Here is a 16476-nt window from a genome sequence, read left to right as displayed (position 1 = left end):
CAGCGAGCCCGCCGCAGCGGTCGCCTGATTACCCACTTACAGGAGCTTTAACGGTTCTGCCTCGGCAGGAAAGAGGTCCTCACGGGGACGAAGGTGGCGTGAGATCGGAATGGCAGCAGCCCTGTCAAAGCTTAGCAATGCCGTCTCTCGGCGGCAGATGACGCCCTGCGGCCATTGACACAAACCGCGATAGAGAAGCTGCCATTTCGCTCAATAGGTGGACGGTGAACATCAGGCGCCTCAACTGGTCCGCCAACGTCCCCCGTGGCAATCGCGGTTCGATCGCTAACCTGCCGAGCATACAGTTTGGTGTCTACTTCAATGTCGATGCGCATGCGGACACGGTGGGGTGCACTGGGCCGAAGCGATCATCTTTATTGCGAGCTTGCTCCAATACCCCTCAGGACTATCTCTCGAACGGTCTGCTTGGCGCCTTCAAATTGGCGGTGGTCCAGCTTCTTGCCACCTTTCAGGATGTCGATCTGGTGCTCGAAATCGGCGTACCATTGCGTGGTTGCCCATAGCATCATCAGAAAGGGGGGCGGATCGATCTTTTCGATCGCCCCGACTTTGATCCAGGGCTCGATCCTTACGACCTGCACACGCGTCCAGTCCAACCTCGGTCTTGAGGTAGCCCTCAAGCATTGGTGTGCCCTGGATCACCTCGCTGAGGGGGTCTCTTTCGTTCAGAAAGCTGGATTGAACCCCGATAGCGTGTTTTCCACCCTGTCGAAAGGCGCCGGCCAGTCCTGGCAGATGGAAAATCGGTACCGCTCGACGGCTGATAACCGGTTCGATTTCGGGTTTGCCGTCGAGTGGATGCACAAGGACCTCGGCATCTGCCTCGCCGAGGCTCAACGTCTCGGCGCCAACTTGCCGATTACCAAGGCAATCGATGATCGATATGCACTGATCGAGGTGGCGGGCGGCAAGTGCTGGGACACGTCGAGTTTGGTGACACTCCTGCGATAGAGACATCGGTCGCCGAGAACCGGTATGACTGACGACGCCTATAAGGCACCTGCGAGCCAAGAAGCGCGATGCCCGTTGAGTGCGGCCACGACGGATCTCGCCGTGGCCTCGATGACCGCGGAACTCAGGCAGCCTCTGCGATCTCGTCGCGGGAGCGCCCTTCCTTGAGCGTGTTAGCCCACCAGACGAGATCGTCCAGCATCCGCTTCGCGAAGTCGTCGTGGAAGGGATAGTCCGCCATGGACTTGCCCTCGCGCAGCATACCCAGCATCTCGACCATGCCGATATGAACGGTGTTCTTGAGCGTCGCCACGTGCTCTTCGGCGAGGATATTCCGCAAATGCTCGATCGCGCGGGCGGCGCCGGCGCTACCATAGCCGAGGAAGGTCGCCGGCTTGCGGTGGATCTCGGAATAGAGATAGTCGAGGGCGTTCTTCAGGACGCCCGTGATGCTGTGGTTGTATTCCGCGGTGACGAAGATGTAGCCATCAAGGCTGGCGATCTTGTGCTGCCAGCGCAAAGCGACCTCGTTCTGCGTCGGCGCATAGGCCAGCGGCAGCTTTTCCTCGAAGAACGGCATGGGATAGTCGCGCAGATCGACAATCTCGAAATCGGCGTCGTCGCGTTCCTTGGCGATATTGAACAGCCAGTTGGTGGGGACATCGGCGAACCGCCCGGGACGGGTCGTGCTGATGATGATACCGATTTTGGGGCGCGTTTGCATCGTGCTTTCCTTTAGTTACGTTTGGTAAGCAGCGATATAATGGTAACCGGAAAGGGCGCAAGACCGCACTTTTTCCGCAGTGACTTACTTTCCAGTAAGTGAGGGCGCCGCTCTAATCACGTCGCCGGCGCTATCCTGAGGGGACTGTTCTCCCAATCGTGCGCGGGTCGCTTCGATGTCGGTCTGATTCTCCATGACCCAGCGACCGATCGGGGCCAGGGCAACCTTGAGCGTGCGCCCGCGGTCGGAGAGCTCGTATTCCACGCGCGGGGGAATGGTTGGGTAGACCGTCCGGATCAGGATTCCGTCCTGCTCGAGATTGCGCAGGGTGACGGTCAGCATGCGCTGGGAGATGCCGTTGATTGCCCGGTGCAACTCGCCAAAGCGCATCCGTCGGTCGCCCAGCTTCGTCAGAAGCAGGATTGTCCACTTGTCGCCAACCCGCGCGAGAATATCTCCGACACGCCGGCAGTCGGTGGAAGGGTGTTGTGGTTCCGAACTCATCTGAGCAAACATAGGATCAATTGGCCCATCAATAAAGGCCGGGGACGCATCCGGTCGCGAACAGGACGGCTGTCTTCAGTCGACCAACACCGGCGCGATCGCGCTCAGGATTTCTTCCATTACCCGTCGCGTCAGCCGGGCGCCGAAGATCGGGGTGTCGACATCCATGGCCCGGGCCAGTCCGGAGATCATCCTCCCCGATTGGACGCTGCCAAGCGGAATTGTGCACCCGGTCCGTCCCCTCGCGCCGCGGGCTGCCCCCGGCCGTCCGCAGCTTCATTGATTTTCTTGCGGAAGACTTCCGGGCCTAGCGCCCGCCATCACCCGATAGCGACTGCGGCTGTCCGGCCACTGCCAGCAGCAGGCCACGGACGTAGGCTCACACCTACAGCAAGGAGACGCGGAGGCGGTCGCCGGGGATTTCGTCGATCGTCCTGGGGCGCCTGCGGTAGATTTCATTGGGATCAACCCCGATGTCCCGCAACAGGCGCGGTTCGATCCCATAAAACTTGCGCCGGAATTCGCGCCGCGCCCACCACGCAGCGAGCAGTGCATATAGACGTGGTGGCAGGGCGCTGGCGCTGGGTGCGGCTGGTTCGATCGAAGGGGATGAATACGTCACGTCAGGGCTTCCTAGAGAGGGGAATGTTGGATCGACCAAAGCACGGGCGAACCGATCGATAAGAAGAACGGTTCGCTGCGCCTCGTGGGTCCAATCGTCTCGCGCAATTGGGGACACGCGTGGTCAAACCGGCCGTTTCAATATGATCTGAACCGGGATACTGGCTTTTGGCGGCAACAGATGGTGGCCGCAGGTTGTGCCGCGCGCGAAGGATGGGGCCTTTGGTCAGGGCAGCTTGTGGCCAGCGGCGGTGAACAGCCGGTACCATTCCTGACGCGTCAGCGGCACGTCCGAGCCGGCAGCGGAGTCTTTGACCCGGGTGGGGTTGGTGGTACCGAGAACAACCTGTATATTGGCCGGATGGCGGGTGATCCAGGCGACGGCAATGCCGGTCGGGGTGACGCCATACTGGGCCGCAAGTTCGTCGATGGCATCGTTGAGTGCGGCAAAATTCTCGCGATCCCCCAGAAATACGCCATCGAAGAAGCCCTTCTGGAAGGGTGACCACGCCTGCAGCATCATGTGGTTGAGCCGCGAGTAATCCAGCAGCCCGACGTCGCGCGATATCGACTGGTCGAGCCCCGCCATGTTGGCGGCTACACCCTGCGCGATCAGCGGCGCATGGGTGATGCTGAGCTGTACCTGATTGACCACCAGCGGTTGCTTCACCGCGGTCTTGAGGAGTTCGATTTGGCCGGGCGTCTGGTTGGAAACGCCGAAATGGCGCACCTTACCGGCAGCCTGCAGCTTGTCGAAAGCCGATGCGACCTGTTCGGGCTCGACCAGCGTATCGGGCCGATGCAGCAGCAGAAGGTCGAGATAGTCGGTGCGCAGGGCGGCCAGCGAGCCATCCACCGCGGCAAGAATATGCTCTTCCGAGAAGTCGAAGAACCCCTTGCGGATCCCTGCCTTGCTCTGAATCACCACCGCTTCGCGCTCGGCGGCGGTGAAGCTGACAGCCTCCCCGAAGCGGGCTTCGCAGCGATGGAGCTCACCACCATAGATGTCGGCGTGATCGAATACATTGATGCCCACATCGCGGGCGGTACCCACCAGCTTGGCAATCTCGGCATTGCTCATCTTGGCGATCCGCATCAAACCAAGGATGACGCTGGAGACGGTACGATCGGTTTTGGGCAGTTCGTAGGTTTTCATTTTGGGCACCATAGGTGAATGAGTGGAGACGATGGCCGATGAGCATTTCAGCGCACGTACTGACGCCAGTTGTGCGCTTCCCTAAAGCCCAGTACCTCGCGGATTTTTCGGTTGGAGATCGGTGCTTCGGACCGTCCCATTTCGCGAGTGACAGGCGTGCTTGGCGCCCATTTGCGCAAAAACTCCGCTGTCGGTTCGTTGGCGGTAATCTCGTCGTTGACGGCGTTAAAGACCTGAAAGCCGAGGCCATCCTTTTGCACGCAGAGTTCGACGATCTGCCCAAGGTCCCGCGCGTCGATATAGCTCCAGGCGTTGCGCTTGCGCGAGGGTGGGTTGGCGAGGAAATCGGGAAAGCGCTCGTATTCGTGCGGTTCGATGACGTTGCCGATGCGCAAGGCGTAGATATCGGCACCACTGCGCATGGCGAAGGCGCGGGCGGTCTTCTCGTTAACCACCTTTGACAGACCGTAGCTGTCCATCGGGTCGACGTCGTAATCCTCCTCCAGGGGGAAGGCCTTGAAATCCTTGTCGCCTTCCGCAAAGCAGACGCCGTAGGTAGTTTCGCTCGAAGCGATGATGATCTTGCGGATGCCAAGCTTGGTTGCCGCCTCGATGACGTTGTAGGTCGAGATGACATTGGCCGCGAAGGTGACGTTGTCGGGGCGCAGCAGGAGGCTGGGGATGGCGGCGAAATGAACGACCGCATCCACCGGCGCCGGCCCCGCGCCGGTGGCCAACCCACCGGAATCGAAATGCATCGATAGGCCGTTGAAGGTTTGCCCACTGTCCGTCAGGTCGGTTATCAGCGTCTGGACACCAGGATGGTCGAAGCGGACCAAGTCCAGATTGCGGACCTGATGGCCGCGTTCCAGGAGATAGGGGACGGCGTGCCGGCCGGCCTTGCCAGTCCCGCCAGTAAAGATGATGCGCATTTTGATGTCCGGGTCTGAGGATTGTTTTCGAGCCGAGGCTCAACGCAAAGTTGAGTCAGATATCCCAGGCCGGGGCCGAGGCGCCGTTGACCAGCCGCATGCCTTTGTCGAGGCCTTCCAGACGGGTGACTTCGGCCGGCGTCAACGCGATCTTGCGGGCTTCGAAGTTGGAGATGATGCGATCCTTTTTGCCCGAGGATGGGATGACGATAATTCCCTTGGCCATGAGGAAGGCCAGCGCGATCTGTTCGCCGGTGGCGCTATGGGATTTGGCGATCTCATCCAGCACCGGGTCGCCGACGACCGCGCCGCGGGCCAGCGGTGCATAGGCCGTGAGAGGGATACCGAGCTTTTCGCAGTGCCCCGCTATAGGCCGGTTCTGCATATAGACATGGCACTCCACCTGGTTGGTGGCGATCTTGCGATCCCCCAGCAGGGCGATGGACTGATCGACCAGCGTCTTGGTGAAGTTGGAAACCCCGATGCGCTTGGCCAGACCGGCATCGAAGACGTCGGCCAACTGGCTGATATAGCTATCCAGCAGGTATTTGTTGTGAGGCGATGGCCAATGGATGAGCAACAGATCGACCTGGTCGGTGTTGAGTTTTTCCAGACTCTCCTTGACCGACGGCATCATCGCGCCCGGGGCGAAATTGTCCGGCTTGACCTTGGTGGTGATGAATATCTCGTTGCGCGGCACGCCGCTATCCTTGATGCCGCGGGCGACATCCTGCTCGTTGTCGTAGCCTTGGGCGGTGTCGATATGGCGGCAGCCGGCCTCGAGGGCCCAGATCACGCCGTGGTGGGCTTCGTCGCCAGGACGGTTCCACGTGCCGTAGCCCATTTGCGGGATACCGGCGACCGATGGTTCGGTAGTCATTGCGGTTTTCTTTCTCGTCTAGTTCAGCCAGAAAGCCTGCGACCGGCAAGGGCTTGAAGGGAGGGCTTCTGGATTTGGTTGCCGCTCGGTTCGAGACCGAGCGAAGCGAACGCGTCGTCGAGATCGCATCTGCTGAGCGCTATCCGACGTGCTGCATCATAATGGGAATGCGGCTTCCATCTTTCAAACGGAATATATAGATGTGATTGATCGATGTTCGTGCATAATGAGGTCATCCAGTGGAACTCCGTCAGCTCCAGTATTTCGTCGCCGCCGCCAAGGCGGAACATTTCACCCGCGCCGCTCGGCATTTGAACATTGTCCAGTCGGCTCTATCGAGTTCGGTTCGGGCTCTGGAAGATGAACTGGGTGCGCAGTTGTTCGTGCGAACCACCCGCAAGGTTCGGCTGACGGCGGCCGGGCGGACACTGCTCGAAAAGGCAGAACTCGTGCTTGAAGCCGCTCGCGACGCGCGGGAGGCGGTCACTGCCATAACGCAGGCCAAGGCCGGCAAGCTCAGGGTTGGCACCGTTCAGGGCCTGCCGGCGTTTCTCAATCTACCGACACTGCTTGCCCGGTTTCACCAGCGCCACCCGCAGATCGAAGTCAGGCTGATCCAAGGCGGGGCGGCGCACCTGCTGGAGAAGGTCCGAAGCGGAATTCTCGATCTTGCAGTACTGCCGATGTTTGAACCGACACCGGACATTGTCACCACCATGATCGCTTGCGAAGATCTGGTGGTTGTCTGCGCTCAGACTCATCCGCTGACGTCGCGGGCGGCAATGTCGCTCAAGGAGCTTTCGCCCTATGCCTTCGTTGATTTTGAACCGGACTGGGGCACGCGAAAGCTGATCGACGAAGCGTTCTTCGATGCGGGGATTGAGCGCCGCGTAGCGTTTGAGGTCAGTGACCTCGGTACCCTGCTCGATCTGGTGGAGCGGGGTTTGGGAATTGCCCTGGTACCGGAATCAGTTGTGGCAAGCCGCGGCATGATCCTGCGTACCCACCGGCTGGTCGGCACGGACGCATGCTGGGAATTGGTCCTCGCGTCCCCGGCAGCAGTCTCTGGCGATGCGGCGCCGCGACGATTCAGCGAAATCCTTGAACTGGGTAACGCCCAGCTTCCCACCATGAAGGTTGGCGCGGTCGCATAGGGGCATGCGCCATCCCCAAACGGGCGTTCGTCCTGGGGACGCTAACTCCGGGTCCACGGGCCCGAAATACATCATCTCCCAGATGCCAGGATCGCTGACATCTTCGACCAGTTCGCCATTGACGAAACGCTCGAGTTGCACCTTGCCGGTAAACCGCAGATATGAGCCGTTGAACCCAACCGGCCGGGCCAGCAGCCGCTTGAAGCCGCTGACTCGGTCGATGAGTTGGGAGTTGACGATGGTTTCCGAGCGCCGATAGCTCACCCGGTAGCGCTCGGGCCCGTCTTCGTACTCATAGACGACGACGTTCGCGACCGGTTTGCCGCTCTTTTCATCCATGTGCTCGTCTTCGAGGTGGAACCGGACCTTGTGGTGGTCATCAGCAATGACCTTGCCATCCTTGGCCAGCATGAAGATCGGCAGCCCCGTCCCGCCATACGCCTTCTCGGCAAAAATGTAGCTGGCCACGATCGAATAAGCGCCAGCCTGCGCCCGTCCCCAATACCAGTGATTGATGAGCTTGGGCATCGGGACATCGCCCCAGTTATGGTCGTGATAGCCAACGCCTTCGAGATGCTCCTTCTTGCCGCCGATGTTCAAATCAAGGGACACTTTGCCCTGCGGCACCGACGGCAGCCAGGCAAAGACGTGCTCGTCGTGATCGCCGAAGAACATGTGGCCCGATGTCGGCCGCCACGCGGGGACCTGCCCGGTCAACTTGATGTCGACGCTGACCTCGCCGTGGGCGAAATGGATATCGTATTCATGCAAGTCGCCGCAGAAGGTGTTTTCGCCGATCCGGACATCGCACCGATCCCGGCTGGCCGAGAACGCATCGGGGGAAACCCGCGTCTCGAGAAAAAGCGTTGGCTGTCCCGGCCGATCGAGCGAGAGGGTAACGAGCGGCGCCAGTTTCCCGCCGGGGTTCATCATCTCCTTGGTGAAGAAGACGATCACCAGGGACGAGCCGTCGCTGAGGTGGGAATCGAAGTACCACCACTCGTAGCCCCCCGGCCCGCCTTGGGTTCGCATGCCGTCTTCGAAGGCTTCGATGCGCCCGGGCTGGATGCCGAGCTTCGCGAAGTCTTCCGGCCTGTCGGCAAACCGGGCGCTCGATGGTTTGGATGATCTGAACATAGGGGCCCTCTTTCTAGATCGATGTCGGTTGTTGGCGCAGGGACCAGGCCTTCGCGTCGAAGTGCTTCTGGCCGAACTTCCACAACTCATTGAGAATGGGCAGCAGGTCCCGACCCTTGGCGGTGAGGGTATAGGCGACGGCCTTCTTGCCGGGCTCCTTGAGGCGTTCGACCATGCCTTCTTCGATCAGCAACCGGAGCCGGTTGGTCAGCGTGACCGCGTTAAGACCATCAACCTCACGTTCGATCTCGCTGAACCGCCGTGGTCCGCCGCGCAGTTGGTGGACGATGATGAGGTTCCAGAAGTCCCCCACGAACCGCAACTCCTCGAAGATGAACTCACGTGAAATGAACGCGGCGTCTTCAGTCATATCACTAAACTCTATTTACTAAATAAATAGTAGTGATCTTGCTGGATGTCAATGCTTCGACAGGCTGAGGGGTTCGGGGGCGACGCTCAGGCCCCGCTTAGACTCACGGGCCGTGCCGAACCGAGACGGCCAAACTCCTGCCTGATCATGGCCTTGAACAGTGCCGCCGGCGGGTTGGAGGGCAAGTCGCCGGACGCACTGGCCTCGAACATGCCAACTACCCATTCGGGCAGCGGGTTGGACCCTCGCGACCGCATGATCTGCAGATGAGCCAAGTGCCGACCGGCCATCGTCGCGCCCGGCGCCAGTGCAAGACCGAAGCCGGGGGCGACGAATTGGAACAGCAGTTCGAAGTTCTCCAGCTCGAAGGCCGTGGAGCGCAGAACGCCTTCCATGGCAAAGATCTGGTCCACCAGCACGCGCGTCCCCCAGCGCGGCGAAAAGTCCACGAACGGCTCATGCGCGATGGCCCCGAGCGTGATGTTGCCCACCCCGGTGAGGTTGTGCTCAGGGGGCAGGGCGACGACAAGAGGAGACGAGAACAGCAGCTCCATCGAAAGTCCGGCGCGGCTTACACCAGCGGTCGGCATGAAGGCGAGGTCGAGTTCGCCTTGTCGCACCCCCTGCGCCAGGCCTTCCAGATGTCCCTCCCGCACCACTATCTCGACTTCGGGATAGCGGGTGCGAAAGCCCTGCAGCCGCGGGCCCCTTGCTCTGCGTCCTTGCCGGAGCCTCTATTGTCTCTTTAGGGTCCTTTTACCTGCAGCTGCACATTTCGCAGTCATTCCTCTTGCTGATCGCCCACTTTCATGCAACTAATAAGTTAGCGGCTCACGCGAACAAACATGTCGAGGTGTTTGCGCGACTTGGTGGGATCATGCGGAGCTGCGAGTGAGCGGGCGGTGAATGTGCTGGCGCGGCGATGCCGTTGCCATGACAAGGGAATTGCAAAGATGGTTAATCTCAGAATTCTTGGTGCAACAGCGATCCTGTCGCTAGGCATCGTATCGGCGAGTCATGCCGCAGACGATAAATTGACGATCGGAATTGTCACGTTCTCGACTTCGGACGTGGATACCAACGAAATGGTCGACACGATGACGCAGACAGCGACCGAAAAGGGCTGGAGCGTCGAAAATCTAAATGCCAATGGCGACGCCGCGCAGGCGATCACCGCCATGAAGCAACTGGTGACCAAACAGGTCGATGCGATCATCGTCACCGTGTTCGATTCCACCGGGCTGGCGGCGGGCCTGGCGGCAGCCGAGGAAGCCAATATTCCGGTTCTGTCGGCCGGCGGCGGCATGGCGCCCGGCATTGCCATGTCGGCAAGCACGGGCGCGGCCCAGCCGCTAATGGACTTGATGCTGAAGAACATGAATGGATCCGGGACGGCGCTCGATCTGAGCTATCATCCCGGAATTCCTTGCCGCGAGCGGGCGAATGCGTTCGACGCTGCCATGGACGCCAATCAGGGCATCAACGCCACCACGCACGAAATCTCAATTCCGGGAGCCGCCGAAACGTCGCAGGCGGCGACGAGTGCTTGGCTGAGTGCGAATGCCAGCGCGCAGGGGCCGTTCGCCATCTTCAATTGCTACGACGACAATGCCATGGGGGCGATCGCCGCGCTGAGGCAAAACGAACGGACCGACGTTCAGGTGTATTCGTTCAACGCCACTGCGCCCGCCCTACAGGCGATCAAGGACGGCTCCATGACAGCGTCTCTGGGCGTTCACCTGGCCTCCGCCGGCAAGATCATGGTCGACGCCATTCCCGAGATCATTGCCGCCGGCGACGCATGGGAGCCCAAGTCTTTCATCCCGGACTACACGATCGTCACCAAGGACAATGTCGACGAATACATCGCAAACCCTAAATAGCGATGGCGTGCTGTTCATCCAATATCGTTCGGCTCGGCCGGAAAATTCCGGCCGGCCAATAATGTCCAGATCGAGGCTGTATCGTCATCATGTCCGATAGCTCCATCTCTCAGAATAGCCGAACCACAGGTGCCGGCCAGCCGGCCCAAGCCGCTCTCCCATCGTCGTCGACAGAGCCGGCCACACGAGCCGGCCTGTCGCGAGCCATGTTGATGCACGTTCTAGGGACCTATGGCACCATTCTTGTGCTGATCCTTATGGTCGTGGTCTTTTCCGCCATCCAGCCCGACACCTTTGCGACAGTGGGTAATTTTCGCAACATCCTCAACGACATGGCCATAGGCACGATCGTGGCCGCAGGACTGACCGTTCCTTTGGTTTGTGGCGATTTCGATCTCAGTATCGGCTATGTCGCCAGCTTCAGCGGCATTCTGATGGTTGGGCTGTTGAGCGCCAATCAACTGCCCATTCCCGTGGCCATGCTCATCGTGGTCGGTATCGGCATGCTGATTGGTATCGTCAATGGCGTAATCGTTTCCAAAATCGGGGTCAACGCGTTCATCGCCACGCTGGGAACCGGAACGGTGGTGGTTGGCCTCAACTATGCCTATTCCGGTGGGATACCGCTCCAGCTGACGCACTCGACCGACTTCACCGGCCTCGCGATCGGGCGGTTCCTGGGAATTCCCCATCTCGCCATCATCATGGTGGTCGTACTAGGCGTGCTGTGGGTAATCCTCAATCGAACCGTCCAGGGCCAGCATATCAGGGCGATCGGGGTAAGCGCGGAATCGTCGCGCCGGGCCGGTGTTGCCGTGGATCGCAGTCGCATCGTTGCTTTCGCCATTGCCAGCACATGTGCGGCGATCGGCGGCGTCCTCATGGCCTCCAATCTGGGATCCGGGCAGGTGACCGCTGGTGACGGCTTCATGCTGACATCGTTCTCGGCGGCATTTCTTGGATCGGCCGCATTGCGCGAAGGGCAGTTCCACATTGTCGGCACGCTGATTGGGGTTTTGACGGTGGCCGTGGGCAACAATGGCCTGGCGATGATCGGGGCTCCCATCTTTACGCAGTATCTTTTCGCTGGCTGCCTTCTGGTTCTGGCTGTGGCCCTGGGCGGCATTGGCCGGCGCTATGGTCGCGGCTGAGGCGAATGAGGAACAACAAATGACATTGCTCAGTCTGAATCAAATCTCCAAGAGCTTCGGCGGCATCCATGCCCTTCAGGATGTTTCGTTTGACCTCAACAAGGGCGATATTGTCGGCCTGGTCGGCGATAACGGGGCGGGAAAGTCCACCCTGATCAAAATTCTTGCCGGTGCTCATGACCCCTCATCGGGCCAGGTCATATTGGAAGGGCAGGCACAGACGCTGTCGCCGCCAGCCAATGCCCAGGGGCTCGGCATCGAGACGGTCTATCAGGACCTTTCGATGATCGGAGCCTTTACCGCGGCCGAAAATTTCTTCCTGGGCCGCGAACTAGCTCTCGGAAGAGGCCCGGCACTGTTCCGACTCATTCGGCGCAAGACGATGCTCGACACGGCCGTCAGCGGGCTGGAAGAGTTGCACATCGATATTCCCGGCGTGCGTAGCAAGCCAGTCGAACGCATGTCCGGAGGGCAGCGCCAACTCGTCGCCATCGCCCGCGGTGCCTTCTGGGGCAGCAAGATGCTCCTGCTTGATGAGCCCACCGCAGCCTTGGGCGTGCGCGAATCCAAGGAGGTTCTGAACCTCATCACCCGGCTGAGCGCCAGGGGCCTGACCATCGTGATGGTCACCCACAATCTTGAGCATCTCTGGTCGGTCTGCAACCGCGTCGTGGTGATGCGCCGTGGCCGCAAGGCTGCCGACATGCCCAGCGCCAGCACCAATATGGAAGACGTCGTGGCCTATATCACCGGTGCCAAGGAAGGCCTGCAGGGCAGGGCGCTGGAGCTCACCTCGTGAAAGCGGCCGACACACAGGCGCTGGCCCGGCTGCTCGCGGGGGCGCCAACAAAATGGGGCCGCTGGGGAGACGCCGACGAGATCGGCGCGCTCAACTATCTGACGGAGCGTGAGGTCAGGCTGGGGCTTGCGGCCGCACGCCAGGCCCGCACGTTCACGTTGGGGGTGCCTATCGCCACCGATGCAGGCGATGCCGTATTCCCGGGGCGGTGGGCGGCGCGTCATTATATGGTTGCCGACAAGGCGGGCTTCGAGGCTGGACACTGGCACCCGCTCGATGGTGGGCTCGAGTTCGCGGATGACTATGTGAACGGCTTTGCCCAGGCCGGCACCCATTGCGATGGGCTGGGCCACATGTGGTTCGATGACACTTTGTGGAACGGCTACCCGGCCAGCAGCACCAATGGCGGTATGACCAAAGCGGGCATCATGCCCATTGCCGAACGCGGCATCGTCGGACGCGCCGTGCTGCTCGACATTGCACGTTTCCGTGGCAAGCCCAAGCTGGAGCGCGGCGAGACCTTCAATCATACCGATCTGATCGCCTGTGCCAAGGCGCAGCGCGTCGAGATCGGCCGGCGGACGATCCTGCTGGTGCGCACCGGCTGGGTCGGGGCGTTGCTCGATGGCCGCGAGACCGTTGTCGCGGGCCAGTATTGGGAGCCTGGGCTGACTTTCAGTCCCGAGCTGGTGCGTTGGTTCGACGAGATGGAAATTCCCTGCCTCGTCACCGACACACTGGCCAACGAAACCACTTATGAGCCCGACACGGGCGTAATGCTGGTGCTGCATGCCGCGCTGATGCGCAATCTTGGCATCGTCTTCACCGAAATGGCCTGGCTCGATGCGCTGGCCGCCGACTGCGCCGGGGACGGGCAGTTCGATGGCTTTTATTGTGGCGCTCCAACCAAGGTGACCAAGGGCACTGGCGGCTCGATCAACCCCGTATTCATCAAGTAAACCTGCCTTTCTGATCATGGAACTGAACCGATGACGACCTCCGACGATACGACACAATTGTGCTTTCTGCCGGCCACCGAGCTGGCGGCCCGAATCCGCCGACGTGACATCTCGCCAATCGAGGTGGTCGATGCCTATCTCAGCCGGATCGAGGCCAGAAACCCGGTCATAAACGCCTATACGCTGGTTCTGGCCGAGCAGGCGCGGGAGGCGGCGCGTGCGGCGGAAAAAGCCGTGATGACCGGCCAGCCGCTGGGCGCCCTGCACGGCGTGCCGGTCGCGATCAAGGATCTCGACGATGTGGCCGGGATAGAAACCTCGATGGGGTCACGCGCCGTGCAGGGTCGCGTTCCCACCAAAAGCGCTGCCGTGGTTGAACGGATGCTGGGCGCCGGTGCCATTATTCTGGGCAAGACCAACACGCCCGAGTTTGGCCACAAGGGCATTACCGACAATCTGCGGTTCGGTCCAACCAGCACGCCGTGGAAGATTGGCTATAACGCGGGCGGTTCCTCGGGCGGCAGCGCCGCTGCGGTGGCCGATGGCATGGCTGCATTGGCGCAGGGCACCGATGGCGGCGGCTCAGTGCGCATTCCGGCAGCATTCAGCGGCACCGTCGGCTTCAAGGCCTCTTTCGGGCGTATTCCTTCGGTGACGCGTCCAGACGCATTCCTGTGGGGTCATCCCCTGGTCCATATCGGGCCGCTGGCACGCACCGTCATGGATGCGGCGCTGATGACGCAGGTAATGGCTGGGCCCCATTCCCGCGATCCGTTGAGCCTGCCCGATGACGGCACGGATTACGTCCTGGCGGCTCGCGGCGCTTCTCGGCCGCTGCGCGTCGCCTACAGCCCGCGGCTCGGCAATTTCCCGGTCGACCCGCGAGTGGCAGACGTCATCCGGAAGGCCGTCTCCACCATCAGCGCACAAGGCATTGCCGTGGATGAGGTGGAACTCTCGACGATGCCGGACCACAATGAACTGGCGGCCTTGTGGGTCCGCACCATCTCGATCCATTACGCGGCGATCGCTGTGCACTGGAAGAAGGAAGGCACCGACCTGCTGAGCAACGCCGATCAATTGACGCCGCAATTCCGGCAGATGCTGGAATCGGTGGGATCTGTTTCGGCTGTCGAACACGCTCTGGATGATCTGCTGCGCAGCCAGACCTTTGACAGCCTGCAGACAGTGTTCGACGATTACGACCTGATCCTGTCCCCGACCCTTGCCATTCCCCCGGTTCGCAATGCCAGCGATGGCAATACCATCGGGCCGGTGCAGATCAATGGCGAGCCGGTGGATCCGCTGATCGGCTGGTGCATGACCTATCCGCTGAATTTCACCGGCCATCCGGCGATATCGGTTCCGGCGGGTCTGACGCCCGAGGGACTGCCGGTGGGGCTACAGATCATCGGGCGCCGCCATGCCGATGCCAGCGTTCTGTCGATGGCCGCGCAGTTCGAGCAGATGCAGCCCTGGTTCCAGAGCTATCCTGGCCTGATCAGCACGGCGCGCGCCGCCTAGGCGGTCGGCAACGATGAATGAACGGCGGATCGTGGCTTCGGCTCCGGTCCGCCCAGGGCTAGACCGCAAATTGCAGCAGGTCCGACAACACCAGGCCCGCGGCGCCCAGCAGCGCCGCCTGATCGCCAGAGTCACCCGCAATCAGCTCGATTTCGCCGCCCGGACGCGACGGGACCATGCGCCGAACATGATCGCCTATGGCCTCGATCAGCCGATCGCCGCCCCGAACGACATCGCCATGCAGGACGAACAGGTTTGGTGCCACCGTCTGCTGCAGGTTGGCAATGCCGACGGCGACATTGCGGGCATATAGGTCCAGGAGCCGCTCGGCCCCGTCGACATCGCGCGCAGCAAGATCGACAAGCTTTGCGGAGTCCAGCATTGCCGCATCCGGCAGGCCGATCTTGCTGGCCTGGCGCCGCAGCCAGCCGAGCGTGGCGATGGTGTCCCAGCATCCGCGGCGGCCGCAGAGGCAGACCTCTCCGTCCAACTGCACGAAAGTATGGCCGAGTTCTCCGCCCGCCCCTGCCGCCCCGCGATAGAGATGACCATCGAAATAGAAAGCTCCGCCAAGCACTTCGCCGGTATAAACCACGGCAAACTGGCGAACGCCCCGGCCTTTCCCAAACCAGCGGTCGCCCACCAGCAAGGCTCTGGGATGATGGTCGAGCAGGGCATGCATGGTGAAATGCTGCCGCAGCTTCTCGGCCAAAGGATAGCCATCAAGGGCCGGAGCCAGGTTTACGGCCACGATCGAGCCGCGGTCAGTATCCACCATGCCGCCGACGGCGACCCCGATCCCCAGTGGCGGACGCTCCGCCTTTGCCAAAGTCCTGGTGACGCACTCGATGATCACATCGACGATTTTGTCGACCGGGCCAGCCCCGCTTGGCAACACCATGCGATCCTCGGCAAGGATAATGCCTTCCAGCGACACCAGGCAGGAGTGGACCGCATTGGGCATCAGCAGCACACCGCAGATCGGTTTTGCTTCAGGAGAGAACCATAAGGGTTTAGCCGGTTTGCCGCCGCCGGAATTGGCCGGTATCGCATCGATTTCCACGAGCAGCGCGTCATCGATCATCGGCTGGACGATCCCTGAGATCGTAGCGCGATTGACGCCGGCCAGCCGGGCAAGCTCCGCTCGGCTGGTGGGACCAAAATCGAATAATGACTGCAGGACGCGACCACGATTGGTTGAGCCCACCATCGAGGAGGAAATCAGGGATTGACGGGTCTTGGCCACGCGTCCGCCAGGAATGCTCGCCTCTTGCGCGCCGGAGAGCATGCCTCGGGAGTCACTTTTCATTCTTCTGTCACTGTTCACTATCCGGCTCCCGGGGCATTGGTAATACACGTGTCCGATCATCTAGCAAGTTTTACGGGATTTGTCCGCGTGGGCCTCAAACATAAGAGAAATCCCACGTGCCGGTCAAAAAAGACCCGGAGACCTCCATCGATACCTACGTGCGCTGGGACCCCTCAAAAAAAGGGCGCCGGGAGCGGACCGGCAGCTTCTCTATCGCGGATTGTGTCAAGGGACGAACGACATCATCTGCCGCCGAGAGACGGCATTGTTAATCTTGGAATACCGTCGGCGAGCGGCGCGTGTAGGGTCAGGCTTTGCTGCTTGGCATGAGGTCGTGCCACACGGGGCTCGCGCTTCTCTTCGGGGTCGGCGCTGTGGCCGCCCCATGATGGGGTAAGAGA

General features: G+C 61.0%; 17 protein-coding genes. 7 read left to right on the top strand and 10 right to left on the bottom strand.

Annotation, left to right across the window (positions count from 1 at the left end; translation table 11 throughout):
* Nucleotides 1-374: 374 nt before the first annotated feature.
* On the bottom strand, nt 375-617 hold the full coding sequence (locus JWR51_RS02165) for a TetR family transcriptional regulator C-terminal domain-containing protein (protein WP_299743048.1): 243 nt from the start codon (nt 615-617) through the stop codon (nt 375-377).
* On the opposite strand from JWR51_RS02165, the gene JWR51_RS02160 reads away from it, so the two are divergent.
* Nucleotides 511-972, top strand: coding sequence for an NAD-binding protein (locus JWR51_RS02160; RefSeq protein WP_299743045.1), 462 nt, complete (start codon nt 511-513; stop codon nt 970-972). The two genes, JWR51_RS02165 and JWR51_RS02160, sit on opposite strands and share 107 nt — an antisense overlap.
* Before the next feature lie 124 nt (nt 973-1096).
* Here JWR51_RS02160 and JWR51_RS02155 read toward each other — a convergent pair whose 3' ends face one another.
* The 6 genes from JWR51_RS02155 to JWR51_RS02130 all read right to left on the bottom strand — a co-directional run bounded on the left by JWR51_RS02155 (nt 1097) and on the right by JWR51_RS02130 (nt 5789).
* Nucleotides 1097-1696: an NADPH-dependent FMN reductase gene (locus JWR51_RS02155; protein WP_299743043.1), complete on the bottom strand. Its 600-nt coding sequence runs from the start codon at nt 1694-1696 to the stop codon at nt 1097-1099.
* Between the two features lie 84 nt (nt 1697-1780).
* Nucleotides 1781-2212 (bottom strand): helix-turn-helix domain-containing protein, encoded by a 432-nt coding sequence (locus JWR51_RS02150; RefSeq protein ID WP_299743040.1) that lies wholly within the window; start codon nt 2210-2212, stop codon nt 1781-1783.
* A gap of 373 nt (nt 2213-2585) precedes the next feature.
* Nucleotides 2586-2822 carry a hypothetical protein gene (locus JWR51_RS02145; protein WP_299743038.1) on the bottom strand — a complete coding sequence of 79 codons (237 nt, stop codon included), beginning with the start codon at nt 2820-2822 and terminating at the stop codon, nt 2586-2588.
* 225 nt (nt 2823-3047) lie between these two features.
* Complete coding sequence (locus tag JWR51_RS02140; RefSeq protein WP_299743035.1) at nt 3048-3977, bottom strand: aldo/keto reductase; 930 nt, start codon at nt 3975-3977, stop codon at nt 3048-3050.
* A gap of 47 nt (nt 3978-4024) precedes the next feature.
* Complete coding sequence (locus JWR51_RS02135; protein ID WP_299743054.1) at nt 4025-4915, bottom strand: NAD(P)-dependent oxidoreductase; 891 nt, start codon at nt 4913-4915, stop codon at nt 4025-4027.
* 49 nt (nt 4916-4964) lie between these two features.
* Nucleotides 4965-5789 (bottom strand): aldo/keto reductase, encoded by an 825-nt coding sequence (locus JWR51_RS02130; RefSeq protein ID WP_299743032.1) that lies wholly within the window; start codon nt 5787-5789, stop codon nt 4965-4967.
* A gap of 239 nt (nt 5790-6028) precedes the next feature.
* Between JWR51_RS02130 and JWR51_RS02125 the strand changes: the two genes are divergently transcribed.
* A complete protein-coding gene (locus tag JWR51_RS02125) occupies nt 6029-6943 on the top strand; it encodes a LysR family transcriptional regulator (protein ID WP_299743029.1) in 915 nt (304 codons plus the stop codon).
* A 1150-nt stretch (nt 6944-8093) separates the two neighbouring features.
* Here JWR51_RS02125 and JWR51_RS02120 read toward each other — a convergent pair.
* Both JWR51_RS02120 and JWR51_RS02115 read right to left on the bottom strand, forming a co-directional pair.
* A complete protein-coding gene (locus tag JWR51_RS02120; RefSeq protein WP_299743026.1) occupies nt 8094-8450 on the bottom strand; it encodes a helix-turn-helix domain-containing protein in 357 nt (118 codons plus the stop codon).
* Between the two features lie 86 nt (nt 8451-8536).
* Entirely contained in the window at nt 8537-9148 is a 612-nt protein-coding gene (locus JWR51_RS02115) for a LysR substrate-binding domain-containing protein (RefSeq protein WP_299743051.1), read from the bottom strand.
* A gap of 204 nt (nt 9149-9352) precedes the next feature.
* Here JWR51_RS02115 and JWR51_RS02110 point away from each other — a divergent pair, with 204 nt between their 5' ends.
* From JWR51_RS02110 to JWR51_RS02090, 5 genes are all read left to right on the top strand, one after another.
* Nucleotides 9353-10333: a sugar ABC transporter substrate-binding protein gene (locus JWR51_RS02110; RefSeq protein ID WP_299743023.1), complete on the top strand. Its 981-nt coding sequence runs from the start codon at nt 9353-9355 to the stop codon at nt 10331-10333.
* Between the two features lie 212 nt (nt 10334-10545).
* Entirely contained in the window at nt 10546-11484 is a 939-nt protein-coding gene (locus tag JWR51_RS02105) for an ABC transporter permease (protein ID WP_299743021.1), read from the top strand.
* Between the two features lie 19 nt (nt 11485-11503).
* Entirely contained in the window at nt 11504-12283 is a 780-nt protein-coding gene (locus tag JWR51_RS02100; protein ID WP_299743019.1) for an ATP-binding cassette domain-containing protein, read from the top strand.
* Complete coding sequence (locus tag JWR51_RS02095; protein WP_299743016.1) at nt 12280-13242, top strand: cyclase family protein; 963 nt, start codon at nt 12280-12282, stop codon at nt 13240-13242. The genes JWR51_RS02100 and JWR51_RS02095 overlap by 4 nt, the downstream gene beginning before the upstream one ends.
* A gap of 30 nt (nt 13243-13272) precedes the next feature.
* Nucleotides 13273-14766 (top strand): amidase, encoded by a 1494-nt coding sequence (locus JWR51_RS02090; protein WP_299743013.1) that lies wholly within the window; start codon nt 13273-13275, stop codon nt 14764-14766.
* Between the two features lie 58 nt (nt 14767-14824).
* Here the strand turns inward: JWR51_RS02090 and JWR51_RS02085 are convergent, their stop codons facing one another.
* Complete coding sequence (locus JWR51_RS02085; RefSeq protein ID WP_299743010.1) at nt 14825-16075, bottom strand: ROK family protein; 1251 nt, start codon at nt 16073-16075, stop codon at nt 14825-14827.
* Between the last annotated feature and the right edge of the window lie 401 nt (nt 16076-16476).

It is taken from the genome of Devosia sp., from assembly GCF_028290625.1.
In the GTDB taxonomy this organism is placed as follows: domain Bacteria; phylum Pseudomonadota; class Alphaproteobacteria; order Rhizobiales; family Devosiaceae; genus Devosia.
Note: the sequence above shows the minus strand (reverse complement) of the source record. Positions and strands in the feature narration are given on the sequence as shown.

What these genes read in the sequence shown, in the direction of transcription:
- JWR51_RS02120 (WP_299743026.1), bottom strand. Translation starts at nt 8,450, where the DNA reads ATGACTGAAGACGCCGCGTTCATTTCACGTGAGTTCATCTTCGAGGAG.
- JWR51_RS02155 (WP_299743043.1), bottom strand. Translation starts at nt 1,696, where the DNA reads ATGCAAACGCGCCCCAAAATCGGTATCATCATCAGCACGACCCGTCCC.
- JWR51_RS02100 (WP_299743019.1), top strand. Translation starts at nt 11,504, where the DNA reads ATGACATTGCTCAGTCTGAATCAAATCTCCAAGAGCTTCGGCGGCATC.
- JWR51_RS02090 (WP_299743013.1), top strand. Translation starts at nt 13,273, where the DNA reads ATGACGACCTCCGACGATACGACACAATTGTGCTTTCTGCCGGCCACC.
- JWR51_RS02130 (WP_299743032.1), bottom strand. Translation starts at nt 5,789, where the DNA reads ATGACTACCGAACCATCGGTCGCCGGTATCCCGCAAATGGGCTACGGC.
- JWR51_RS02140 (WP_299743035.1), bottom strand. Translation starts at nt 3,977, where the DNA reads ATGAAAACCTACGAACTGCCCAAAACCGATCGTACCGTCTCCAGCGTC.
- JWR51_RS02150 (WP_299743040.1), bottom strand. Translation starts at nt 2,212, where the DNA reads ATGTTTGCTCAGATGAGTTCGGAACCACAACACCCTTCCACCGACTGC.
- JWR51_RS02085 (WP_299743010.1), bottom strand. Translation starts at nt 16,075, where the DNA reads ATGAAAAGTGACTCCCGAGGCATGCTCTCCGGCGCGCAAGAGGCGAGC.
- JWR51_RS02105 (WP_299743021.1), top strand. Translation starts at nt 10,546, where the DNA reads ATGCACGTTCTAGGGACCTATGGCACCATTCTTGTGCTGATCCTTATG.